We start from the raw sequence: 24490 nt of genomic DNA, 5'->3' as shown, positions 1-24490 counted from the left end.
CTCCTTTTGTGCGCCATTAAACGTATATATCGACCCCAACCAAGCTCAACAGTTCCTCTCGCCGTGTTTGGTTTAACACGGCGAAGTAAGATTCCATTGCCTGCCGACCTCGACCATCAGGTAAATCATACTGCACCTGTTGCTGCGCTTGCTCAGCTTGCGCAACCGACACTGGGTCAACGCGCTGGCGAACCGCGTTGGCAACTTGCGTCGTCTTCGGCGTTTGCTTGCGTGTGGCTTTCTGTTTGTTTGCCGCACGCTGGGATTGATTCGATCGGGTCGTCTGTGGGGACGGTACACCGTTAATCGATACCATATTCGCTTCCTATGCTCACCGACCGACTACCGGCCTACTCTCGCCCGGGTAATTTCTTCCACGTGACTTTATCTCGCAAATAGGTGGGGCTGGCTAGCTCGGCGGCCACCGCTTCTCCTGACTGGTACGCGTGTTGTGCAATCGCGATCATATCTTGCGCTTGCGGGTACAACACGTCTGACCTGACGCTTTGCAATCCCAACTGGGCCTCTAGATCAGGATAGGCAGGCCAGCCGGTTCCTGCCAATGTCCAAACACCTTGGTTCGAGTGAGGTGAAAGCGCATCGGGTGCGACGACCACTTCCTCACCTAAACACTGCCAACGGCCTGTTTGTGTGCGTTGGTACTGACCGACATATAACTCGCCCATCCGCGCGTCAATCGCAGCGAGAACATGGGTTGCGCCGCTCAGTCGGTAGCTTTGTGCCGCCATCGCCTCTAGCGTCGACACGCCAATCATGGGCAAATCCGCGCCAAAAGCGAGTCCTTGGGCAATACCAATACCAATGCGTACACCGGTAAAACTGCCCGGCCCGCGGCCGAACGCCAACGCATCCACCTGGCTGAGTGCGACGCCGGCTTCTGCCAGGACTTCATCAACCATCGGCAGGATCTTATTCGTGTGTTCGCGTGGGGCGATTTCACTGCGTGAAATAACATGATCGCCACAACTAAGTGCCACTGAACAATTCTCCGTCGCCGTATCGACGGCAAGTATTTTTAGCGTCATTTAACCCTCTATAGGTTGATGTGATAAATGCGAGTGAACGGTTTTATTGTCCGCCTCTGAGGGCGACAAAAAATCGTCAATATGGTTAAGCTCCCGTGTCCGTGGGATAGCAGGTAAACTGCGTAAAAAGGTCGCGCCATAGGCACGGGTGACTAAGCGGTTATCACAGATAATCAATGCGCCATAGTCTTGTTGATCACGAATCAATCGCCCCACGCCTTGTTTAAGCGTGATCACTGCTTCGGGAATTTGTACCTGAGCGAAGGGATCGCCACCTTGCAATTTGCAGTCTTCAATGCGTGCTTTTAATAAAGGATCATCCGGCGACGCAAACGGCAACTTATCAATGATAACGCAACTCAAGGCCTGGCCTCGTACATCAATGCCTTCCCAAAATGCCCCTGTCGCCACCAGTAGCGCGTTACCTAAAGACAAGTATTCTGCCAGTAGGCGCTGTTTAGGCATTTCGCCTTGCATCAACACCGGTAATGACAACTGCTCGCGAAATAACGCCGAGAGCTCACGGACCATTTGGTGCGACGTGCAGAGAAAAAAGCAACGGCCTTGGTTACGTTCAATCACCGGCCCGAGCATGGCGGCCAATTTATTCGCACGGCGATAACTATTGGTCTCAGGGACATGACGTGGCACACACAATCGAGCTTGTTCTGGATAATTAAACGGGCTTTCCAGCGTCATTTGTTGTTTGGCATCGATCCCTAATCGGTGATTAAAGTGGCCAAAATCCCCCTCTACGGCCAAGGTGGCCGAGGTGAATATCCATGCACCGCCTTGTTCGGCCATTTGCTCACGAAAACGGTCCGCTACGGATAATGGCGTAATATTCAAGCTAAAATGATGGCGTGTACATTCATACCAGTAGGAATATCCGGTTATCGACGTATCGCGAAGGCGCGTTAATCGGGCTTTAAACAGCGTAATACGGTCAAATGCAGCATCCAATAACTGGCTTCGCCCAAGCGACAACTTGACAACGTCATGAACTAAATCGAGGGCATCGGACAGTCGCACCAGTTCTTTTTCAACCACGGGCGACGCTTGAAGCTCGCGCCAATTGCCTCGAAACCCTGGCTCCCCCATTACTAACCGCATATCCATCGCTGCTTGCGAGAGGCGATCGGCCACTTTTTCCAGTTGGCGGGTATCACGAAGTTCGGTCCGGTAGGCGATATGAATATCTTTCGCGGCATCTTGAAGCTGTCGGCTTGACAAAGACTGGCCAAAATACTGGCTGGCGATATCGGGCAATTGATGCGCTTCATCAAACACCATCACATCGGCATCTGGGATCAGTTCACCAAAGCCGGTTTCTTTGATGGCGACATCTGCCAAAAATAAATGATGATTCACCACCACCACATCGGCATCCATCGCGCGGCGCCGCGCTTTCACTACATAACAATCTTCATAGCTCGGGCAGTCTTTCCCCAGACAGTTATCATTGGTGGAGGTCACAACAGGAATGAGCGGACTGTCTTCGGCAAGCGCCTCACATTCACTCAAATCGCCCGATTCAGTATACGATGACCACTCACGAATTTTGACCAACTGACTCAGTTGTCCCGGTTCACTATCTGGGCGGTGACACTCGCTGATTTGCCGCTCTAAACGTTCAGGACAAAGATAATTGACCCGGCCTTTGAGTAGCGCCGTGGTACCGGTATAGCCCAGCGCAGACTTCATCAAGGGTAAATCGCGATGGTAGAGCTGCTCTTGCAGGTTTTTCGACCCGGTACTGATAATCGCTTTTTTGCCGCTTAACAACACCGGGGCCAGATAGGCATAGGTTTTCCCGGTTCCTGTGCCCGCTTCAACCACTAACTGGCCTTGTTCACGAATGGCCGTATCGACAGCGATCGCCATATCTGTTTGCGGTTGGCGAGGCACGAAGCCGTTAATGGCTTTAGCCAGCGCGCCCGTCTCTGAGAAAACCTTACGGATCATTGGATAAATACACAGGGGAAAGAGAGCATTATGCCAAACCCCCAAAATGGATCAAACCATTCAGGGTCGAAAGCCAAGATCACTGCGAAAATCACTTTGACCTAGCCCGCCAGACAGGGTAAAACCGAGGGTTTAATAATAAGCAGCACAGTATCAGCATGGAACGAAAAACACTACTCACGGATTGCCCTGACGCTCAAGGCTTAATCGCTACCATTACCAATATTTGCTACAAACACCAACTCAATATTATTCATAACCGCGAATACGTTGATCACGCCACCGGTCAGTTTTATATGCGCACCGAGCTGGAGGGAATTTTCAACGATCATACCTTGCTATTGGATCTTGACCACGCATTACCACCCGGCAGTCAGCGTCAATTAGTCAGTTCGCGTCGCAAACGTGTGGTGATCATGGTCACCAAAGAGTCGCATTGTCTCGGCGATATTTTGATGAAAGCGTATGACGGATCGCTCGATATAGAGATTGCCGCTGTGGTAGGGAATTACGATAAGTTACAGCCTTTAACCGAGCGGTTTGATATCCCGTTTCACTTTGTTAGCCATGAAGGATTAAGTCGCGACGAGCACGAGCAAGCGATGATTAAGGCCATTCAAGGCCACCAGCCTGATTATATTATTCTCGCCAAATATATGCGGGTGCTAACGCCAGATTTTGTCGCCCAATATCCGCATCGCATTATTAATATTCACCATAGCTTTTTGCCTGCCTTTATTGGTGCACGCCCCTATCATCAAGCCTTCGAGCGCGGGGTCAAAATCATTGGTGCGACCGCCCATTTCGTGACCAACGATTTGGATGAGGGCCCTATTATTGGCCAAGATGTGATTCATGTTGATCATAGCTTTAGCGCACAAGATATGGCAAAAGCTGGCCGGGACGTAGAAAAAAGCGTGCTCAGCCAAGCGATCGCTCGCGTTATCGACGATCGCGTCTTCGTACACGGCAATAAAACCGTGATTTTATAGCTCAGCCTCCTTATTCTCACCAAACTGCCATCGATTGCCAGCGCACCGGCGCTGGCCTCTACCTCATTGTTGAGATCATAAGAACCTGTGTAAGCAACTGGTTGATTTTATCTAAAAAGTGGTGTCATCTCGCACTACGACTTTGCCTTTAATGGCATCATAATTGGTAACCTCCGAGAGGGAAAAAAGGCTCGTTGTATTCCGGCGCGTAAAGATATCAAGGAAGGCGGTGAATAACTATTGCCAATGCCTGCTGTTTTATGGGTATCATTAGGGATCATCCGCGTCGATGAACGTCATGGTTCGCGACAATACAGCATCCCGCCAACACTGTGTTTGCACGCTTCATTCTCGCGCAATGCAGTGTTGGCGGATTCTTGTATTGATAAGCTGGAAACCCACATAACGGGTCATTCATAATCAGCCCGGCTAGTAGTAAAGGTAAGCAAGTGAATATTCAAAGTCTTCTTAACGAAAAAGTTTCTGCCGCCATGGTTGCGGCGGGTGCGCCTGAGGGCACACCAGCAGCAGTGCGTCAATCTGCAAAACCACAATTTGGTGATTATCAGGCCAATGGCGTGATGGGTGCAGCCAAAAAGATCGGGACGAACCCGCGTGAATTTGCCCAAAAGGTATTGGACGCGCTTGATCTCGGTGAGATGGCAAGTCGCGCAGAGATTGCCGGTCCAGGCTTTATCAATATCTTTTTAAACGATCAGTGGCTGGCTAAACAGGCGGATATCGCCCTGTCCGACGCTCACTTAGGTATCGAGAAACAAGATAAGCAAAATATTGTCGTCGATTACTCGGCACCTAACGTTGCTAAAGAAATGCACGTTGGTCATTTACGCTCCACCATTATCGGTGATGCGGTGGTGCGTACATTAGAGTTTTTGGGTCACAAGGTTACACGGGCCAACCACCTAGGTGATTGGGGAACGCAATTCGGTATGTTGATTGCTAACCTCGAGCTGCACGAGTCACGCGGTGATGATATCTCTATGGAGCTGGGCGATATTGAAAACTTCTATCGTGAGTCTAAAGCGCGCTACGATGAAGACGAAGCCTTTGCCGCCACCGCACGTGACTACGTGGTGCGATTGCAGCGTGGCGATGCCTATTGCAAAGAGAAGTGGGAAAAGCTCGTTAAAGTCACGTTAGAGCAGAACCAGCAGAACTATGACCGTCTAAACGTTTCCCTGACACCAAAAGATGTCATGGGCGAGAGCCTTTATAACGATATGCTGCCGGGTATTGTTGAAGACTTAAAAGCAAAAGGCATCGCGGTCGAAGACGATGGGGCTCAGGTGGTCTTTCTCGACGAATATAAAAATAAAGATGGCGAGCCGATGGGTGTGATCATCCAAAAACGTGATGGCGGCTTTCTTTATACCACCACCGACATTGCTTGCGCCAAGTATCGCTATGAACAATTTAACGCTGATCGCGTGATGTATTTCATTGATTCACGCCAGCATCAACACCTAATGCAAGCCTGGACCATTGTTCGTAAAGCCGAGTATGTTCCGGAAACCGTTAGCTTGGAGCACCATGCATTCGGCATGATGCTGGGTAAAGATGGCAAACCGTTTAAAACACGTGCGGGCGGCACAGTGCGTCTTGCTGACCTATTGGACGAAGCAGAAACGCGTGCCAAAGCACTGATTGCTGAAAAGAACCCTGATATGGATGCGGCCGAGCAAGCGAATATCGCGACGACGGTTGCGATGGCAGCGGTAAAATACTCCGATCTCTCCAAGCACCGTACTACCGATTATATTTTCGACTGGGATCATATGCTGGCCTTTGAGGGGAATACCGCGCCTTACATGCAATACGCATATACTCGCGTTGCCTCAGTCTTTGCAAAATCAGGCGTCGATCGGGATGCGCTTGACGGTGAGATGATCATTGAGCACGAAAAAGAAAAAGCATTGGTTGCTAAGCTACTGCAATTTGAAGAAGCCGTGAAATCTGTAGCCCGAGAAGGACAGCCGCACTTAATGTGTAGTTACCTCTTTGAGCTTGCAGGCTTGTTCTCTAGCTTTTATGAAGCTTGCCCAATCCTGCTCTCAGAAGGACACACTCGCCAAAGCCGCTTGCGCATGGCCGCACTCACTGCGAAAACCATCAAGCAAGGTTTGGCGCTATTGGGCATCAATACGCTTGAACGCATGTAATGGCTAAGCGGACGAGATAACCTAATAGTGAAGCCCACCTTGTCGGTGGGCTTTTTATTTGCCGTGACCCACTCGTCGGTTGTGATATAAGCTGGCGAGATTCATTTCAATACGGAGTGGCTATGTCTTTTTGTCTTCACCCTCGTTTAGCCGCTGACAGCGCGTATGTCGGCGATTTTGCATTATGCCAATTACGCCTTGCAGGCGCAGATTTTGGTCCATGGCTTTTGCTTATCCCTCGGGTAAGTGGCATCGAAGAAATCCATCATCTCAGCCCAAGCGATCAACAAACACTCTGGCAAGAGTCCGCCCTGGTCGCAAGCTGTCTAGAATCTCTTTTTGCTCCCGATAAGCTCAATATTGCAGCAATTGGTAATCTGGTCTCGCAGCTTCATCTCCATCATGTTGCGCGATTTCGCGACGATGCAGTATGGCCCAATCCAATCTGGGGGCACCTCCAGGCGACGCCGCGCTCACCGTCACAGCAAACAGCACTTGTGAGTCAGTTTAGAGAGGCGCTTGTTACTCAAGGATTAACGGTTTTGTCGTGATCACGTCACCCAGCATCCGAGGATTCCGCCAAGGCCTCCGTTGCACCCTCTCGTTTTTTAGTTTCACTCGGCACAGCGAGCGCTTGGTATTCAGTCCACATGGGTTTCAACGTGGACTGAAAAAGCGGATATGCACCGGCATGATCCAAGGGAAAATCAGTATGCTGCCCAACCTGGTGCCGTTGTTTGAACGCTAACCTAACTGCGGCTAATACAATACTGACAAAGAGTATCAGCATGACACCGCTCACCAGGTGAGGCAATATCGGCATAGAGACCCTCATATCCAGTACAGTATGCGACGCGCCATCACGCGGAATGGCAATCCGAAGCTGATAGTGCCCTCCGACCATATTCGCTAACGAGAAGGTTTCTCTTCCGGTTTGCTGCCAAGCGGCCAGCGGTTTAGCCAAAGACTGGCCAGATTGTCGGTAAGGGACCAATTGGTAATGAATACGAGAGACCTGACGCTCTGGCGGCCAGCTTCCCCAAGACACGTTAACCGGGCTTTTTTCGAGCAGTGTGATTGCGGTCTGCTGGCGTGGGCCAACACGCCAGCGCTTATGTTGCTGCCACAGAGCCCCGATCACCACCTGAGGCGGTTTACGCAGCGAAAACGCGAGTTGGTCGGTTTCAATCACGTACTTATTTTCAGCGTCCAGAATGGTCAACTGATGCGGGCGAGACGCAAAACAAGCCACTTGCTCAGACTCAGAAGGCAGTCGGAAAGTGCGGATAAAACCTCGTGGTGCAATGTGGATTAAAGCCTGATTACTATACGCCCAGATACCATCTCGATTTCCAGTGATACAGCGAAAGGCTTCATTCTCCAATGCTAGGTACGCCACCGAGGTTGAATCAGATAAGTTTGGGTTGTATTGATATAGCCCCTTGTTATTCACCAACCATACCCGCCCTTGCTCATCGGCATAGAGATCAACGATGGGTAGTAAGGCATCCATGAGCGGTATCGGCTGGAACTGATCATGACGATAACGCGTCAGCCCTTGGCGATGACGAATCCAAACACTCCCTCTGCCATCATCATAAAAGCCTAATATATCGCCCGCATCAGATTGCCAGTCGGTGCCATAATCGATAACCTTTTCAGATTCAGGCCAATAGCGAATGAGGCGATCCTTGAACGCCAGCCACATAACGCCATTTGAGTCGACATATAAATGCTGAGCCGAGAGTGACGAGAGAGACTCGGGGAGCGTGAGGTCAGCGCTTAAATTCCGCCAACCGCCTGAATACAGCCCCCGAGGATCACTACTGGCCAGAAAACCTTGTGTCATCGCTGTTGGCACATCCTGATGTTGATGCGAAATCCAGCGTTGCCCAGGCGCGCGATAACGGGTTGTCTTATCGGTTGAAAACCAGACGCCGCCCTCAAAGTCGCCCCACAAAAAGGTGACTGACTTTCCCGGTATTAACCGAGCGCCGGGCTGCCACACGGGCGTTGCTTCCCCGCCAATAGAGAGAAAATAGACGCCATCGGCACGCGCCGCCCAAAGCCCACCGGAGCCAACCGTTAGGCGCTGGTAACCCCCTTGGGTATTAAGTAGATGCTGTGCTTGAACCGCACGGTCTGATAACGCTAAGAGGTAGACACCTCGTTCAGTACTGACCCAAGCTCTATCTCCCTTTGCCGTTATCGCAGTCACAGAGCTTGTAAAGCGCGTGAGTTGGCGAATACCGTCATCGGTAAGCTGATACAAACCTTTGCCGATCGCGACTAATCGGTGCTCAGCGGTAAGCCAAGTATGGTCCGCACGCCATTGACCAGCTCGCCAAATACGAAATTGATTCTCTTTAACGTGATAACGGCTTAATTGTCCATCTTGGATATACCACAGCGTGTTATTCACCGCGGCTAATCGAGGTTGACTCTCGCCGCGTGTGTCTTTGCCGCTGTCTGACAACTTATATTGGATTAGCGTATTGTCACCCGTGCGAAAGCGATAAATACCTCGTTGGCCCGCAAGCCATAACGTTTGGTGGGCATAGGCGATGGTCACTATTTTTTCGTCAGGTAAGGTCAGCGTTTCGTCTAGAGGGTGGGATTGTTGTCCATCGAAGAAATAAATATCGCCTTGATTATTAAGCAGCCACATACCGCCTGAGGGTTGGACCGCGACATCACGCACATCACCAAGCGCACTGAGCCCCGGATAAGATTGAAATGACGTTTGTAGTGGTTCGTGCGCATGCAAAGGCAGACAAAGGAGAACAAGAGCCAACCATAAAAAACAAAGACATTGGCGTTTCATGTATAAAATGCGAGACAGGGTTGCAGGGTTAAGCCTTGTAGTGTCCTGCTAGTCACTACGAAAGAAAACCCTGCCTCCCCAAATGTGAGCGAGTCCTCACATTTTTAATATTTATTACCCATTAAGACGCTGCTCCAATGCTTGCTGCGCATGTTTTGCTTGACGCTGAAACTCACCTCTCTCCTGACTCGGCACGGGATGAGCTTCGGGCAACGGCACTTTCATGGGATTCACAGGGTGGCCGTACTTTAATAACTCAAAATGCAGGTGTGGGCCGGTCGAGCGTCCCGTGTTGCCACTGAGCGCAATCCGTTGTCCCATTGATACGTGGTCGCCAGGTTTCACCAAAATCCGGTGTAAATGGAGATAACGGGTTGAGTATTCACGACCATGTTTGATGACAACATAGTTTCCTGCTAACGGGTGTTTGCGCGCTTTCACCACCACGCCATCACCTGCCGCTAGCACCGACGTCCCAACGGGGGTAGCAAAGTCGGTCCCGTTATGCGGAGAAATACGCCCCGTAATGGGATGCTTGCGGTGAGGATCAAACGATGAGCTAATCCGGTAGCGTTTCGCCGTAGGGATGCGGCGCAGGGCACGATCTAAGCTTTGCCCTTGCTCATCATAAAAACGGCCATCCGTATGTCGATAAATGAAGATATCACGATCTCCCGCTCGATAGAGCATGGCGGATATATCTCCAGATGAGACCGGTTTATTGTCAATAAACTCTTTATCCACCTGAATCGCAAACTGATCGCCTCGATGCGATTGGCGTCCAAAGTCAAACCGCCATTGTAATGCCGAAACCAGGTTTTGAATTTGATTAGGGGTTAGCCCCGCTTGGCGAGCTTGTTGGTAAAAACTGCTGTTGACACGACCAATCACGGTGACTTTTTCACGATCCCCTTTGGTTTCTAAACGCGCATACGCTACCTTCCCCTGCTCAAAACGATACTGATCCCGGTATTTGAGCGATTGGTATAGGGTGAACGTTAATAACCGTCCTTGTTCATCGACCTGCCATTCCATGTTTTGACCACGACGGATGTCACCCACGCGTTCATTTTCATCAAGCATTTGATAAAGCTGGCTGATCGGAAGTCCGTATTGGGAAAAAATACCTCCCAACGTATCGCCGGCAGCCACCGTGTGTTGGTGGGTGCGCGGTGCTTCCGAGGTGATGTCTTTTTCTAATGCATCTTCCGGTACGCGAAGTGCAGGATCATCGGCATCCAGACCCTGTTCGATAGGCTCACTGTGCTCGACGGAGGTGATATTTTGCGTATCGTTCGGGATAGGTATCGGTTGGCGATCACGTGAAGAGGAAAAAGGATGGGGCTGCCACATCAAGGCAGCGCCAACTAAAAGAGATAATGATGCGAGTGCTAGCTTGTGCTGGCGTGGTAGCCGAGCCGTAGCAGCTAACCAGTTAGTGAGTAGTTTCATGCTTTAAACAACGTGCGAAACGATTTCCCATATCTTTTAAAAACACCTGATAGGCATCAGGCGTTACCTGAATTGACGTCGCCAATGGATCGAGTTCGAGGACATTGACGTCATTATGTCGGGTCACAGCATCAATCAGTGCAGGATTAAACTGCGGCTCAGTGAAGATACAGGTCGCATCATGATTAAGCAATCCTCGGCGAATGGTTACTAACGTCTTAGCGCCCGGTTTTTGGCTTGGATCCACGGTAAAATGGCCGGTTTTCTCGAGGCCAAAGGCCGTTTCAAAGTAGCCATAGGCATCATGAAAGACAAAGTAGCCTGACTGCATATGCGTGGATAACTCATCTTCAATATCCGCGACGGTTTGGGTTAGCTGGGTATTAAAACGGTTAAGGTTAGCCCGATAGATCGCCGCTTTATCCGGCGCCGCCTCAATTAAAGCCGCGGTAATCGCTTGCGCGGCTACCCGTGTGGTGTCTGGACCCAACCACAGATGAGGGTCGATGTTATGTTCACCGTGATCATGGCCATGATGATCATGGGCGCCGTCAAAATCACGCAGTGGCATCCCCTCAATCTGAGATAGCGTCAGCACCGAGGGCTTATCGGTTAATAACTTATCGAGAAACAGTTCGAGTTCGGGCCCGACCCATAGGGTAATATCGGCTTGATTCAACGCGCGAATATCCGAAGGTTTCAGGGCGTAGCCATGCGGTGATGCGCCAGGAGGTAGCAGCACGTCTAAACGATCATCATCGGCAATGAGTCCTGCCGTAATAAGCTGAAGCGGTTTAATGGTTGTCATCACCGTGATCGCGTGAGCCGGCATCACCAGCAATAGCGCAAAAAGTCCACCAATAATACGAGCTGTCATCATTCCTCTCATTCTTTTGTTTTCTCGACGGGCAGAAATGTTATATTATAACAATTCCAATTCACAATGCTTTTTTTCACTATGACAAATTCGCTAGTCTCGCTTGACGCGGTGACGGTGACCTATAACGGCCGAAATGTGCTGGACAAGGTCTCTATGCAATTAAAACGAGGACAGATTACCACGCTCATTGGTCCAAATGGCGCGGGGAAATCAACCTTAGTCAAAGCATTAATTGGTTTAGTGAAGCCCGCAGCGGGTATAGTTCACGTCGCTAAAGGGGTGAAGATAGGCTATGTGCCACAAAAACTTCAGCTTAACCAGMCACTGCCTTTGACGGTTGACCGATTTATTCGCCTAGGAACACGCTATACCAATTCCCAAATTGATCACGCGTTGAAAACCGTCAACGCAGAATCATTGCAATACGCCAATATGCACACGCTTTCGGGCGGTGAAACACAACGTGTTCTTTTGGCGCGTGCGATCTTAAAACAGCCGGATGTGCTGGTGTTAGATGAACCGGTGCAAGGGGTCGATGTCAGCGGCCAATTAGAAATGTATAGCCTCATCGCGCACCTGCGCGATACACTAGAATGCGCGGTATTAATGGTGTCACACGATTTGCATTTAGTCATGGCCAAGACCGATGACGTCATTTGCCTTCAACACCATGTGTGCTGCTCTGGCGCACCCGACGCCATATCTCAGCATCCATCGTATGTCGCGATGTTTGGTCGTCAAACCAGTGAACAACTGGCGTTATATCATCACCACCATCATCACCAACATGATCTTGCAGGCCAGCCTGTAAGCTGTGATCACCAAGAGCACCACCATGATTGAGTTCCTTCTTGCCCCTATTATGGGTGGCCTACTTATCGCTGCCATTGCTGGGCCATTAGGCTCTTTTGTGGTCTGGCGTCGGATGGCCTATTTCGGCGATACCTTAGCACACGCTTCATTACTTGGGCTCGCGCTTGGGTTTTTGCTCCAAATTGACTTAAATCTCGCGCTGGTAGTGACGTGTTTGCTTCTCGCGATCTTGTTGGTTGGTCTGCAACGCCAACATCTGGTTTCTACCGATACCTTACTCGGGATATTGGCACACAGCGCTCTGTCTTTGGGCTTAGTGGCGGTCAGCTTTTTAGACAACATGCGGGTTGATTTGATGGCCTATTTGTTTGGCGATCTGCTGGCGGTTTCGTTTTCTGACCTTACCTGGCTCGCGGTCGGCGCCTGCTTTACGCTTGCTGTACTGGGATATTATTGGGAACAACTTCTATCGATGACCGTCAGTGAAGAGCTGGCTAAAGTCGAAGGGATAGCGGTCGAAAGACTGCGGCTTTTATTGATGCTATTGATTGGTTTAGTGATCGCATTGGCGATGAAGTTTGTTGGCGCGCTGATTATTACATCCATGCTGATCATTCCCGCTGCAACAGCCCGCCGACTGGCGTCTACGCCAGAGCAAATGGCTGCTTTTGCTAGCCTGATTGGCATGTTCGCCGTGATGCTGGGTATGGCTGGATCCTGGTTTTATGATACGCCCGCAGGGCCGTCAGTAGTGGTTGCTGCAGCCAGTGTATTTATGCTCACGCAGCTGGTCCCCTCTCGCGCCGTTACCTGAGTATCTGCGACCATGGCCTGAATGCGATCATACTCTGAATGCGATCATAGCCTGAATACGATCATAGCTTGAAGACGATCATAGTCTGAACGAGTCTAAACGTTAAACACGTTTATGCTGTTAAAACGCGCAGGCCTTTGCTAACGCCTTAACGTCTTCCCTGTAACGACAAAAGCCGCTCACATGAGCGGCTTTGGGCTTTGCGTGACTGGAAAATTACATTACCAGTTGGTTTTTTCACGTAGTGCTTTGCCAATATCGGCCAAGCTTTTCACTGTTGTCACGCCTGCCGCTTCCAAGGCCGCAAATTTATCGTCTGCGGTACCTTTACCACCAGAAATGATTGCACCCGCATGGCCCATACGTTTGCCTGGAGGCGCAGTCACACCAGCAATATAAGCCACAACCGGCTTGGTAACATTCGCTTTAATGTACGCGGCGGCTTCTTCTTCGGCGGTACCACCGATTTCACCAATCATTACAATTGCTTCGGTGGCAGGATCCTTTTCGAACATCGCGAGGATGTCGATAAAGTTGGAGCCTGGAATCGGATCACCACCAATTCCAACGCACGTTGATTGGCCAAAGCCTTCATCGGTTGTTTGTTTTACCGCTTCATAAGTCAAGGTGCCTGAGCGTGAAACAATGCCTACCTTACCCGACTGATGGATATGTCCTGGCATAATGCCAATCTTAGACTCATCGGGGGTAATCACACCGGGGCAGTTAGGGCCGATCATTCGCACCCCTGCTTGATCCAGTTTCACTTTCACTTCCAGCATATCCAGCGTTGGAATACCTTCGGTAATACAGACGATCAGCTCAATCCCGGCGTCAATCGCTTCTAAAATGGCATCTTTACAAAAAGGCGCTGGCACATAAATGACCGAGGCAGTGGCGCCGGTCGCTTCAACCGCGTCTGCCACGGTATTAAAGACCGGAAGGCCGAGGTGAGTCGTGCCGCCTTTGCCCGGTGATACGCCACCGACCATTTGGGTTCCATATTCAATCGCCTGCTCGGAATGGAAGGTTCCTTGACCGCCCGTAAATCCTTGGCAGATAACTTTGGTTTCTTTATTGATCAGCACTGACATTGTTATTTACCCTCCGCGGCAGCAACGACTTTCTGTGCGGCTTCGGTTAGCGATGTTGCCGCAATGATGTTCAAACCACTATCGGCCAGTTTTTTGGCGCCTAAGTCTGCGTTATTCCCCTCAAGGCGAACCACAACAGGCACTTTAACGCCGACTTCTTCAACCGCACCAATAATGCCATCTGCAATCAGATCACAGCGCACAATGCCGCCAAAGATGTTCACCAATACCGCCTTTACGTTGCTATCAGACAGAATGATTTTAAAGGCTTCTGTCACACGCTCTTTTGTCGCACCGCCTCCCACATCGAGGAAGTTGGCAGGGCTGCCACCGTGCAAGTTAACAATGTCCATGGTCCCCATTGCCAAGCCAGCACCATTCACCATACAACCAATGTTGCCGTCTAGCGCAACATAGTTCAGCTCCCACTGTGCCGCATGCGCTTCGCGCTCATCGTCTTGACTCGGGTCGTGCATCGCACGCACCTTCGGCTGACGATATACCGCATTACTGTCAATCGCTAGCTTTGCATCCAAGCAATGCAAATCGCCTTGTTCAGTAATCACCAGCGGGTTTACCTCAACCAAGGCAACATCTTTATCCAAGAACAGTTGACCAATCCCGACAAAGATCTTAGTGAACTGCTTGATTTGCTCACCTTCTAAGCCAAGTTTAAATGCCAGTTGGCGACCCTGGTAAGGTTGTGGGCCAACCAAAGGATCAATCGATGCTTTGTGAATCAGCTCTGGCGTTTCTTCGGCGACTTTTTCTATTTCAACACCGCCTTCGGTGGATGCCATGAAAACAACGCGACGCGAGCCACGGTCGACCACGGCGCCCAGGTAAAGCTCTTTAGCGATATCGGTGCAAGACTCAACCAAAATTTTGCTGACTGGTTGGCCATTCTCGTCCGTTTGAAATGTCACTAGGTTTTTACCCAGCCATTTCTGTGCAAATTCGCGGATTTCTTCTTTTGAGTTCGCGAGTTTCACCCCGCCCGCTTTTCCGCGGCCACCGGCGTGAACTTGACATTTCACAACCCATTTGTTGCCGCCAATTTTATCGGCTGCTTCAGCAGCTTCTTGTGGTGTATCGCAGGCATAGCCCTCTGAAACTGGTAGACCATATTCAGCGAACAGCTGCTTTGACTGATATTCGTGCAGATTCATGATGTTCTATCCGTGTTAGTGTCCATTATTGTATCTTTATGCTTTCCAAAGAAGGGGACCTCCGTCCCCTTCAAAACGGTTTATTTCCCTCAAAATGAGGTCGATAACACCATTAAACGTCTAGGAGTAGACGTGTTGGGTCTTCAAGGAGCTCTTTGATGGTGACCAAGAAACCAACCGACTCACGACCGTCAATAAGGCGGTGATCATAGGAAAGCGCAAGGTACATCATCGGCAAGATTTCAACCTTGCCATCTACCGCCATTGGGCGATCTTGAATTTTATGCATGCCAAGAATGGCAGATTGAGGTGGGTTAATGATCGGCGTTGACATTAATGAGCCGAACACACCGCCATTGGTCAGGGTAAAGTTACCTCCGGTGAGTTCATCAACGGTCAACTTGCCGTCACGCCCCTTTATGGCTAAGTCACGAATACCTTTTTCGATATCGGCAAAGCCTAGTTTGTCGCAGTCGCGTAGTACAGGCGTTACCAGACCACGCGGGGTAGAAACCGCCATGCTGACGTCAAAATAGTTGTGATACACAATCTCATCACCATCTATTGACGCATTCACTTCTGGATAACGTTTAAGGGCTTCAACGACCGCTTTGACATAAAAAGACATGAAACCAAGGCGAATATCATGACGCTTTTCAAACGAATCACGGTACTGCTTACGCAGTTCCATAATTGGCTTCATATTCACTTCGTTAAATGTAGTTAGCATCGCGGTGCTGTTTTTTGCTTCGAGCAGACGTTCTGCCACGCGCTTACGCAAACGCGTCATCGGCACACGCTTCTCGCCTCGCTCTGCCACTGGCGGCACATCTTGGGTCGCCGCTTTCTGCTCACTGCTTTGCGCGGGCTGCTTCTTCAGGTGCGCTTCCACATCTTCTCGGGTAATGCGTCCGCCTACACCCGTGCCTTTCACCGCATCCGAAGAAAGATCATGTTCAGCCAATAAGCGACGGACGGCAGGGCTCAGAGAGTCATTGCTCTCTTCTTCTAGCGACGCAGTGTGGCGCTTATCCGGTGATGCCTCTGATTCAGCGGGCACATCTTTGGTTGGTTCACCCGCGACAGCCCCTTCTTTCAGCTTGGCGATCGCTTGTTTGCCCAGCACGGTTGACCCTTCATCTTCAATGATAGATTCCAGTACCCCATCTGCAGGAGCGGGAACTTCTAGCACGACCTTATCTGTTTCAATATCAACCAGTACTTCGTCACGGGTTACCGAGTCACCTGGCTGTTTATGCCATGTGGCAATCGTTGCGTCAGCCACAGATTCGGGTAAATCGGGAACCAGAATTTCGATTGTCATATCGTATTTATCCTTAATGTTCTAGTTCTTACTTTAGGGTCAGAGCGTCTTGTACTAACGCTTTTTGTTGTTTCTGGTGTACAGACATATAACCTACCGCTGGCGATGCCGAGGCGGCACGCCCAGCGTAGCTGAGTGTGGCACCATCCGGTAAGGCTGCACGGAAATTGTGCTGGCTGCTGTACCAAGCCCCTTGGTTTTGTGGCTCTTCTTGACACCATACAAAGTCTTTTGCGTTGCCGTAAGGCGCAATCACTTCTTTCACCGCCTCAAGCGGGAACGGATAAAGTTGCTCGATACGAACAATGGCTACGTCATCGATTTCTTGCTCGCGGCGTGCTTTCAGCAAATCGTAATAGACCTTACCGGCACACATAACTACCCGTTTCACCTTGCTTGGATCCAGATCATCCATTTCACCGATAGCGGGTTGGAAATCGCCCTCTGTCAGATCTTCTAGACTGGATACGCAAAGCGGATGGCGTAGCAAGGATTTAGGTGACATAACCACCAATGGTCGACGCATCGGGCGAACAACTTGACGGCGTAACATATGATAAACCTGAGCGGGGCTCGAGGGCACCACGACCTGCATATTTTGCTCGGCGCATAATTGCAAATACCGCTCTAAGCGCGCGGAAGAGTGCTCAGGGCCCTGCCCTTCATAACCGTGAGGGAGCAACATGGTTAAACCACACATCCGGCGCCACTTCTGCTCGCCAGAGCTGATGAACTGGTCAATCACAACTTGCGCGCCATTACCAAAATCGCCAAATTGCGCTTCCCATACCGTTAAGCCACCCGGCTCTGCGGTCGCATAGCCATACTCAAATGCCACGACGGCCGCTTCAGACAACACAGAGTCATAAATTTCGAACGGCCCTTGCTTATTATGGATATTGGCAAGGGGGACATAGGTACTGCCATCGCCTTGGTTATGTAACACCGCGTGACGATGGAAGAAAGTACCACGACCAGTATCTTGGCCCGTAATACGAACACGCTTGCCGTCGTCCACCAGCGTGGCATAGGCCAATGTCTCGGCCATCCCCCAGTCAACAGGTTTTTCACCATCAATTATTGCTTTACGATCTTTGTAAAGCTTACCGACTCGGCTGTGTAGCGTATGGCTATCTGGCAATTGACAGATACGGTTACCAAGCTCTTTCAGCCGTTTGGCATCAAACTTGTTCGCCCACTCAACCGTCCAGTCGTGGCCGAGATAAGGGGTCCAGTCGACCGAGTGCAACACCATTGGGCGCCACTCTTTCACTACGCATTCACCGCTATCCAACAGATCGCGGTATTCGTTGATCAATTCGGTCGCTTTTTCTAGGTTAGCAATGCCTTGTTGATCAAGTACATCCGCATAGAGTTTGCGCGGCGTCGGATGTTTTTTGATCTTCTGGTACATCATCGGCTGCGTGGCATTCGGTTCATCCGCTTCGTTATGGCCATGACGGCGATAACAGACCAAATCAATGACCACATCGCGTTGAAACTCATTACGAAAATCAAGCGCTAAACGCGACACAAATGCTACCGCTTCGGGATCGTCGGCATTGACGTGGAAAATCGGCGCCTGAACCATTTTCGCGATATCGGTGCAGTACTGGGTTGAGCGAGAATCTGCCGGATTTGAGGTTGTAAAACCAATCTGATTGTTCACCACAATCCGCACCGTGCCGCCCACTTGGAAGCCCCGCGCTTGAGACATATTAAAGGTCTCTTGCACCACGCCTTGTCCCGCAATCGACGCATCGCCATGAATGGTGATCGGCAGTACGCTTGAGCCTGTGCTGTCTTCGAGTCGGTCTTGACGCGCACGCACGGAGCCCATGACCACTGGATTAACAATTTCAAGGTGTGACGGGTTGAACGCCAAAGCAAGATGAACGTCACCACCTGGGGTCGCAAAGTCAGACGAGAACCCCTGATGATATTTCACATCACCGGTTCCCCAACTTTCATCTTGTTTCCCTGCGAACTCATCGAATAACTCTGACGGCTTTTTGCCTAGCACATTGACTAAAACATTGAGTCGACCACGGTGAGCCATCCCAACAACCACTTCACGCCCACCTTTACTCCCCGCATGGCGAATAAGCTCTTTGAGCATAGGAATGAGCGAGTCGCCCCCTTCAAGCGAGAAACGTTTTGCCCCAGGGAATTTAGCCCCCAAATACCGTTCAAGGCCTTCTGCTGCCGTTAGCTCTTCCAAAAAGGTGAGCTTCTCTTCCTCGCTAAATTGTGGCTGTCCCACAACTGATTCGAGGCGGCTTTGAATCCAACGCTTTTCTTCGGTATCTGTAATGTGCATGTACTCAGCACCAATTGACCCGCAATAGGTCTTTTGCAGTGCGTCATACAACTCACCTAATTGCATATTGTCTTTGCCAATTGCAAATGAGCCGACATTAAAGGTTTCGTTAAAATCCTGCTCGTTAAGAGAATGGAAGTCAGGTGACAAATCGGGGACAGGTTTACGTTTCCATAATCCGAGGGGGTCTAAACTGGCCTGTTGATGGCCACGGAAACGGAACGCATTGATCAGTTGAAGAACTTTGACTTGTTTCGCGTCTACATCTGGATCATTGACTGAAGCACTTGCACGCGATGTATCGGTAGCTAAGCGTCGAAAGTAATCGCGAACTCGAGAGTGGGGTTGTTCTACCGCGGTATCACTCACCACTGGTAGCTGGTCAAAGACCGCTCTCCATTCTTGATCAACTAACTCCGGGTCACTGAGGTACATTTCGTAGAGATCTTCTACGTACGTTGCATTGGCGCCAGCCAAATGAGAAGACTCTAACCAAGCCTTCATCACGCCATTTTGCATTGTTATCCCTTAACCACTAGTTATTTATCCAAACACCGGTTCTAAGCCGGGTTACCTGTTATTAAGCCCCGTCCTAGAACGGGGCATTTTTTATCTACGTTATTGGTTCAGCGTTTTAAACGCCGCGCTGAATCAGCATTGACTTAATGTGCCCAATTGCCTTGGTTGGATTAAGCCCTTTTGGACATACACTGACACAGTTCATTATTCCGTGGCAACGGAAGACACTAAAAGCGTCGTCTAGATCAGATAACCGTTCTTCAGTTGCCGTATCACGGCTATCTGCTAGCCAGCGATAGGCAGCAAGAAGGCCTGCAGGGCCGACGAACTTGTCAGGGTTCCACCAAAAAGACGGGCAAGAGGTGCTACAGCAAGCACACATGATGCACTCATACAAACCATCAAGCTCTGCTCTATCTTCCGGCGCTTGAAGGTTCTCACGCGACGGTGGTGTCTCATCGTTGATCAAATAAGGTTTGACGCGCTCGTAGTTCTCATAGAACTGCCCCATATCGATAATGAGATCACGCACTACGGGCAAACCAGGCAACGGACGGATAACAATCTCCGACTTATCCATTAGCGAGGATAAAGGCGTGATGCATGCCAGCCCATTTTTACCGTTCATATTGACACCGTCAGAGCCACAGACCCCCTCTCGACACGAGCGACGGAATGACAGGGTTGGATCCTGCTCTTTGAGTTGAAACAGCGCATCCAAAAGCATCATATCTGACCCTTCAGGGACGTCGAGTGTGTAATCCTTCATGTATGGCGCATCGTCCACATCTGGATTATAGCGATAGACTGAAAAATTAACGTTCATCGTTTCGACCCCCTTAATAAGTACGTGCTTTCGGTGGGAAAGCGTCACGATGCACAGGCGCCATATTGACGTCGCGCTTGGACATGGTTTCCGTTTCTGGGTTATAAATGGAGTGACACAACCAATTCTCGTCATCACGCTCTTGGTAGTCGAAGCGCGCATGAGCACCACGGCTTTCCGTCCGATAATACGCGGAGACCGCCGTTGAATAGGCAGTTTCCATCAGGTTCTCCAGCTCCAAACACTCGACGCGCTGGGTGTTAAACTCTGTTGATGTATCATCAAGGCGTGCTGTTTTGAGTCGCTCACGGATAGCATCCAACTCTTTCAGCCCTTTTTCCATCGCTTCACCTTCTCGGAACACCGAAAAGTTTTCTTGCATACACGCTTGAAGGTCTTTGCGAATTTCTACTGGGTCTTCACCCTGCTGAGTACTATTCCAGCGATTGACGCGAGCCAGAGAGGCTTCAATGTCTGATTCACTGGCGTCTCTTGCTTCCACCTGCGCTGCCAAGGTTTCCCCTAGGTGTAACCCTGTTGCACGGCCGAAGACAACCAAGTCTAAGAGCGAGTTGCCCCCTAAGCGGTTGGCGCCATGTACAGAGACACTGGCGATTTCACCGCAGGCAAAAAGCCCTTGAACTTCGATATCATTGCCCAGTGGATCTTGTTTAATGGCTTGGCCGGATACTTGCGTTGGAATGCCTCCCATCATGTAGTGACACGTTGGGATAACAGGAATCGGCTCTTTGATCGGGTCGACATGTGCAAAAGTGCGCGACAAATCCAAGATACCCGGCAAGCGCGATTCCAGTACATCTTTGCCGAGATGGTCGAGCTTCAGCTTAATGTGTGGGCCCCATGGCCCCTCACAGCCGCGTCCTTCTCGGATCTCGATCATCATTGATCGGGCAACCACGTCACGACCCGCAAGGTCTTTTGCATTAGGCGCATAACGCTCCATGAAGCGTTCACCATCTTTATTAAGTAGATAGCCACCCTCACCACGACAGCCTTCTGTCACCAAGACACCGGCACCCGCAATGCCTGTGGGGTGGAATTGCCACATTTCCATGTCCTGCATCGGTACGCCAGCACGGAGCGCCATACCGACACCATCCCCGGTATTGATGTGCGCGTTGGTGGTTGACTGATAAATACGGCCTGCGCCCCCAGTCGCCAACACGGTTGCTTTCGATTTGAAGTAACAAATCTCACCCGTTTCCATGCACATCGCCGTTGCACCGACAATCACTCCATCTTGGTTTTTGACCAGATCAAGGGCATACCACTCTGAAAAAATCGTCGTTTTGTTTTTGATGTTTTGTTGGTAGAGCGTATGCAATAAGGCATGGCCAGTTCGGTCTGCTGCCGCGGCGGTACGTGCCGCTTGCTCGCCCCCAAATTCTTTTGATTGACCGCCAAAGGGTCGTTGATAGATCGAACCATCTTCAAAGCGAGAAAAGGGTAATCCCATTTTCTCTAGCTCAATGACTGACTGCGGGCCTGTTTTACACATGTATTCGATAGCGTCTTGATCACCAATATAATCGGAGCCTTTGACGGTATCGTACATATGCCATTGCCAATTATCCTTGTGCGAGTTACCCAGTGCCACTGTAATCCCGCCCTGTGCTGACACAGTATGAGAGCGAGTTGGGAACACTTTAGATAACAGCGCACACGTTAGGCCCTGCTCGGATATTTGCAGTGCCGCGCGCATACCGGCGCCACCTGCTCCAATAACGATTGCATCAAATTCGCGAACTGGAATACTCACTTACACACCCCACAATACAAAGAAACCGGCAAACACATAGATGAGAAGCGTGGCGACAACAGCAAGCTGTAATACACCGCGCAGCAAGGCTGGCTTGATATAATCAGTCAACACCTGCCACATCCCAATCCAGCCGTGGATCAGCACAGAGACCAGGGCCAACATGGTAAAGACCTTCGTGCTGGTCTGGCCGAAAAACGCTGTCCATGAGGCATACGTAATCTCAGGGCCAAAGACGGCAAAACCGACCATATAAAGTGTGTAAAGTGTGATGAGAATCGCAGTAGCTCGGACCAGCACATAATCGTGCACACCGTTGCGACCCACCGATGAAATATTTTTTGTTACCATACTAAAACCCCCGCCAACACAGCTAGCACGCCTGCAATTACAAACGAGACTTGGGCACTTTTTGCCCCCGACTCCAGCTCTTCAAAGTAACCCAGGTCTTGGATTAAATGACGAATCCCGCCAACGATGTGATAAGCCAGCGCCGTCAAAATGCCCCAAAGTACGAGCTTGACGAAGAAGGTATCGAGTATCGCAGCAGCAGATTGAAATCCATCAGGAGAAGAGAGAGACAGGCTAAGCAGCCACAGTAGGATGGCGATCGAAACAAAGGTGATCACACCTGATATCCGATGCAAAATAGACGCAATCGCTGTAATGGGGAAGCGAATCGTCTTAAGGTCGAGGTTTACGGGTCTTGACTTTCTTTCTTTCACGATATTGCCCACTCAGCTCTATTGAGCATTTATAGTTATTACACTCTCTGAACCTCAGTACTCAAAGCGTAAGACCTGCAACATCTGCGTAACGCGCTTCATGTACCTTATTGCTTATAACTGCAATTTTCGGTGAATGGATCACGTCAGTTAGGAAAGGTGTTTGAGCCCCTAAACGCTCTAGGATACTGATTTGCCCAGAGACCTCAAAAAAGTATACGTGGCGTAACAGACAATTACAAACGCACAAAATTGACCGGAATCTCACAACAGATATTTAACCCCCATTGCAAATAAGTTATTAACTAACGCACATAAGTTATTAACTGACGCACACATCGATAGGTTAAAAATTGACATAATAGAGGTCGATCGGTAAAACGGTCGGGTCCGTATCCTGGATGGGATTATAAAATAACAAAGGAGATTGTTATGGCAGAGAAGAAAGCTACCCTACATATCGAAGGGAAAGCACCAATCGAACTGCCGATTATCGGAGGCACTGTCGGCCCGGATGTGATCGATGTGCGCAAGCTAGTCAATGAAGGTTACTTCACGTTTGATCCAGGGTTTGTTGCGACAGGATCTTGCGATTCGCAAATCACCTACATCGACGGCGAAGCGGGTGTTTTACTGCACCGTGGTTTTCCGATAGATCAACTTGCCAATAACGCTGATTACTTAGAAGTCTGTTACATCCTGCTCTACGGCGAAGTCCCTACAAAAAAACAATACGATGGTTTTCGTTCTATGATCGTGCGCCACACCATGGTTCACGAACAAATCGCGAGTTTCTTCCATGGTTTCCGTCGTGATGCTCACCCTATGGCCGTTATGGTCGGGGTTGTAGGGGCGCTTGCCGCGTTCTACCACGATTCTCTCGACATCAACAATGATAAACACCGTGAAATTACGGCGTTTCGTTTGCTGTCGAAGATGCCTACCCTGGCGGCTATGTGTTACAAGTATTCGATTGGCCAGCCATTTATTTATCCACGTAACGATCTGGACTACGCAGAGAACTTCCTTCATATGATGTTTGCCACACCATGTGAAGAATATGAGGTGAATCCGGTAGTTGCGCGCGCGATGGATAAGATTTTCACCCTACACGCGGATCATGAGCAAAACGCCTCAACATCCACGGTACGCCTAGCGGGATCATCGGGAGCCAATCCGTTTGCTTGTATTGCTGCCGGTATCGCGTCCTTGTGGGGGCCGGCACATGGCGGGGCCAATGAAGCTTGCTTGCGCATGCTCGAGCAAATCGGCCATGTCGATAATATTCCTGAGTACATTGAACGCGCTAAGGATAAAGATGATCCTTTCCGCTTAATGGGCTTTGGTCACCGGGTTTATAAAAACTATGACCCACGTGCAACGGTCATGCGCGAAGCATGTCATGAAGTGCTTGAAGAGCTACAAATTCAAGACCCGTTATTGGATGTGGCGATGGAGTTAGAACGCATCGCACTCTCCGATCAATACTTCATCGACAAGAAATTGTATCCGAATGTCGATTTCTACTCGGGCATCATCCTCAAAGCCATCGGTATTCCAACATCGATGTTTACCGTTATCTTCGCGATGTCGCGGACGATCGGTTGGATTGCTCATTGGAACGAAATGCATACGGATCCACACAAGCGCATTGGTCGTCCACGCCAGCTTTACTCAGGCTATACCCAGCGTGAATTCACGCCAATGGATAAACGCGATTAACTGCGACACCTTGATGATAGAGCTAACGAAGCCGCCTCGATAGGC

At 50.1% G+C, this 24490-nt stretch carries 20 protein-coding genes; 6 read left to right on the top strand and 14 right to left on the bottom strand.

Annotated features, from left to right (window positions below):
* Positions 1-16: 16 nt before the first annotated feature.
* From BZG80_RS07050 to BZG80_RS07040, 3 genes are read right to left on the bottom strand one after another with little or no spacing between them, the layout of a single operon-like run.
* Positions 17-316 (bottom strand): hypothetical protein, encoded by a 300-nt coding sequence (locus tag BZG80_RS07050; protein WP_021022441.1) that lies wholly within the window; start codon positions 314-316, stop codon positions 17-19.
* A gap of 34 nt (positions 317-350) precedes the next feature.
* Complete coding sequence (gene tsaB, locus BZG80_RS07045) at positions 351-1046, bottom strand: tRNA (adenosine(37)-N6)-threonylcarbamoyltransferase complex dimerization subunit type 1 TsaB (protein WP_077575861.1); 696 nt, start codon at positions 1044-1046, stop codon at positions 351-353.
* Complete coding sequence (locus tag BZG80_RS07040; RefSeq protein ID WP_077460178.1) at positions 1047-3011, bottom strand: ATP-dependent DNA helicase; 1965 nt, start codon at positions 3009-3011, stop codon at positions 1047-1049.
* A gap of 158 nt (positions 3012-3169) precedes the next feature.
* Here BZG80_RS07040 and purU point away from each other — a divergent pair, with 158 nt between their 5' ends.
* The 3 genes from purU (at position 3170) to BZG80_RS07025 (ending at position 6734) form a co-directional block, all read left to right on the top strand.
* A complete protein-coding gene (gene purU / locus BZG80_RS07035) occupies positions 3170-4003 on the top strand; it encodes a formyltetrahydrofolate deformylase (RefSeq protein WP_021022444.1) in 834 nt (277 codons plus the stop codon).
* A gap of 449 nt (positions 4004-4452) precedes the next feature.
* Positions 4453-6183, top strand: a complete 1731-nt coding sequence (argS, locus tag BZG80_RS07030; RefSeq protein WP_077460177.1) for an arginine--tRNA ligase — start codon at positions 4453-4455, stop codon at positions 6181-6183.
* 122 nt (positions 6184-6305) lie between these two features.
* The gene (locus tag BZG80_RS07025) at positions 6306-6734 is read left to right on the top strand and encodes an HIT domain-containing protein (RefSeq protein ID WP_077679037.1); all 429 of its coding nucleotides are present in this window, start codon (positions 6306-6308) and stop codon (positions 6732-6734) included.
* A gap of 5 nt (positions 6735-6739) precedes the next feature.
* On the opposite strand, the gene BZG80_RS07020 is transcribed toward BZG80_RS07025, so the two are convergent.
* The 3 genes from BZG80_RS07020 to znuA form a co-directional block, all read right to left on the bottom strand.
* Positions 6740-9007: a hypothetical protein gene (locus tag BZG80_RS07020; protein ID WP_077679036.1), complete on the bottom strand. Its 2268-nt coding sequence runs from the start codon at positions 9005-9007 to the stop codon at positions 6740-6742.
* Between the two features lie 114 nt (positions 9008-9121).
* Positions 9122-10459: a murein DD-endopeptidase MepM gene (mepM, locus tag BZG80_RS07015; protein WP_077679035.1), complete on the bottom strand. Its 1338-nt coding sequence runs from the start codon at positions 10457-10459 to the stop codon at positions 9122-9124.
* Positions 10443-11336 (bottom strand): zinc ABC transporter substrate-binding protein ZnuA, encoded by an 894-nt coding sequence (gene znuA, locus BZG80_RS07010; RefSeq protein ID WP_077679034.1) that lies wholly within the window; start codon positions 11334-11336, stop codon positions 10443-10445. The genes mepM and znuA overlap by 17 nt, the downstream gene beginning before the upstream one ends.
* Before the next feature lie 81 nt (positions 11337-11417).
* On the opposite strand from znuA, the gene znuC reads away from it, so the two are divergent.
* Complete coding sequence (gene znuC / locus BZG80_RS07005; protein WP_077679033.1) at positions 11418-12182, top strand: zinc ABC transporter ATP-binding protein ZnuC; 765 nt, start codon at positions 11418-11420, stop codon at positions 12180-12182.
* Entirely contained in the window at positions 12175-12966 is a 792-nt protein-coding gene (gene znuB / locus BZG80_RS07000) for a zinc ABC transporter permease subunit ZnuB (RefSeq protein ID WP_077679032.1), read from the top strand. Before znuC ends, znuB begins: the two co-directional genes overlap by 8 nt.
* Positions 12967-13187: 221 nt before the next feature.
* Here znuB and sucD read toward each other — a convergent pair whose 3' ends face one another.
* The 8 genes from sucD to sdhC form a co-directional block, all read right to left on the bottom strand.
* Positions 13188-14060 carry a succinate--CoA ligase subunit alpha gene (gene sucD / locus BZG80_RS06995; RefSeq protein ID WP_021022452.1) on the bottom strand — a complete coding sequence of 291 codons (873 nt, stop codon included), beginning with the start codon at positions 14058-14060 and terminating at the stop codon, positions 13188-13190.
* A 2-nt stretch (positions 14061-14062) separates the two neighbouring features.
* Entirely contained in the window at positions 14063-15229 is a 1167-nt protein-coding gene (gene sucC / locus BZG80_RS06990; protein ID WP_077460170.1) for an ADP-forming succinate--CoA ligase subunit beta, read from the bottom strand.
* Positions 15230-15341: 112 nt separating this feature from the next.
* Positions 15342-16553: a 2-oxoglutarate dehydrogenase complex dihydrolipoyllysine-residue succinyltransferase gene (gene odhB, locus BZG80_RS06985; RefSeq protein ID WP_077679031.1), complete on the bottom strand. Its 1212-nt coding sequence runs from the start codon at positions 16551-16553 to the stop codon at positions 15342-15344.
* Positions 16554-16581: 28 nt separating this feature from the next.
* On the bottom strand, positions 16582-19392 hold the full coding sequence (gene sucA / locus BZG80_RS06980) for a 2-oxoglutarate dehydrogenase E1 component (RefSeq protein ID WP_077679030.1): 2811 nt from the start codon (positions 19390-19392) through the stop codon (positions 16582-16584).
* Between the two features lie 115 nt (positions 19393-19507).
* On the bottom strand, positions 19508-20218 hold the full coding sequence (locus BZG80_RS06975) for a succinate dehydrogenase iron-sulfur subunit (RefSeq protein WP_021022456.1): 711 nt from the start codon (positions 20216-20218) through the stop codon (positions 19508-19510).
* Positions 20219-20231: 13 nt separating this feature from the next.
* A complete protein-coding gene (gene sdhA / locus BZG80_RS06970) occupies positions 20232-21998 on the bottom strand; it encodes a succinate dehydrogenase flavoprotein subunit (protein ID WP_021022457.1) in 1767 nt (588 codons plus the stop codon).
* Positions 21999-22349, bottom strand: coding sequence for a succinate dehydrogenase, hydrophobic membrane anchor protein (sdhD, locus tag BZG80_RS06965; RefSeq protein ID WP_021022458.1), 351 nt, complete (start codon positions 22347-22349; stop codon positions 21999-22001).
* Positions 22343-22735, bottom strand: a complete 393-nt coding sequence (gene sdhC / locus BZG80_RS06960) for a succinate dehydrogenase cytochrome b556 subunit (protein ID WP_021022459.1) — start codon at positions 22733-22735, stop codon at positions 22343-22345. Before sdhC ends, sdhD begins: the two co-directional genes overlap by 7 nt.
* 420 nt (positions 22736-23155) lie before the next feature.
* Between sdhC and BZG80_RS06955 the strand changes: the two genes are divergently transcribed.
* Positions 23156-24445, top strand: a complete 1290-nt coding sequence (locus BZG80_RS06955) for a citrate synthase (protein ID WP_077575870.1) — start codon at positions 23156-23158, stop codon at positions 24443-24445.
* The last annotated feature ends 45 nt before the right edge of the window (positions 24446-24490 follow it).

The sequence above is a fragment of the Salinivibrio sp. MA440 genome, assembly GCF_001996265.1.
Lineage (GTDB): Bacteria > Pseudomonadota > Gammaproteobacteria > Enterobacterales > Vibrionaceae > Salinivibrio > Salinivibrio costicola.
Note: the sequence above shows the minus strand (reverse complement) of the source record. Positions and strands in the feature narration are given on the sequence as shown.

Excerpts from the sequence above, each read along its gene's own strand:
- BZG80_RS07050 (WP_021022441.1), bottom strand. The coding sequence starts at position 316 with ATGGTATCGATTAACGGTGTACCGTCCCCACAGACGACCCGATCGAAT.
- tsaB (WP_077575861.1), bottom strand. The coding sequence starts at position 1,046 with ATGACGCTAAAAATACTTGCCGTCGATACGGCGACGGAGAATTGTTCA.
- BZG80_RS07040 (WP_077460178.1), bottom strand. The coding sequence starts at position 3,011 with ATGATCCGTAAGGTTTTCTCAGAGACGGGCGCGCTGGCTAAAGCCATT.
- purU (WP_021022444.1), top strand. The coding sequence starts at position 3,170 with ATGGAACGAAAAACACTACTCACGGATTGCCCTGACGCTCAAGGCTTA.
- BZG80_RS07025 (WP_077679037.1), top strand. The coding sequence starts at position 6,306 with ATGTCTTTTTGTCTTCACCCTCGTTTAGCCGCTGACAGCGCGTATGTC.
- BZG80_RS07020 (WP_077679036.1), bottom strand. The coding sequence starts at position 9,007 with ATGAAACGCCAATGTCTTTGTTTTTTATGGTTGGCTCTTGTTCTCCTT.
- mepM (WP_077679035.1), bottom strand. The coding sequence starts at position 10,459 with ATGAAACTACTCACTAACTGGTTAGCTGCTACGGCTCGGCTACCACGC.
- znuA (WP_077679034.1), bottom strand. The coding sequence starts at position 11,336 with ATGACAGCTCGTATTATTGGTGGACTTTTTGCGCTATTGCTGGTGATG.
- znuB (WP_077679032.1), top strand. The coding sequence starts at position 12,175 with ATGATTGAGTTCCTTCTTGCCCCTATTATGGGTGGCCTACTTATCGCT.
- sucD (WP_021022452.1), bottom strand. The coding sequence starts at position 14,060 with ATGTCAGTGCTGATCAATAAAGAAACCAAAGTTATCTGCCAAGGATTT.
- sucC (WP_077460170.1), bottom strand. The coding sequence starts at position 15,229 with ATGAATCTGCACGAATATCAGTCAAAGCAGCTGTTCGCTGAATATGGT.
- odhB (WP_077679031.1), bottom strand. The coding sequence starts at position 16,553 with ATGACAATCGAAATTCTGGTTCCCGATTTACCCGAATCTGTGGCTGAC.
- sucA (WP_077679030.1), bottom strand. The coding sequence starts at position 19,392 with ATGCAAAATGGCGTGATGAAGGCTTGGTTAGAGTCTTCTCATTTGGCT.
- BZG80_RS06975 (WP_021022456.1), bottom strand. The coding sequence starts at position 20,218 with ATGAACGTTAATTTTTCAGTCTATCGCTATAATCCAGATGTGGACGAT.
- sdhD (WP_021022458.1), bottom strand. The coding sequence starts at position 22,349 with ATGGTAACAAAAAATATTTCATCGGTGGGTCGCAACGGTGTGCACGAT.
- BZG80_RS06955 (WP_077575870.1), top strand. The coding sequence starts at position 23,156 with ATGGCAGAGAAGAAAGCTACCCTACATATCGAAGGGAAAGCACCAATC.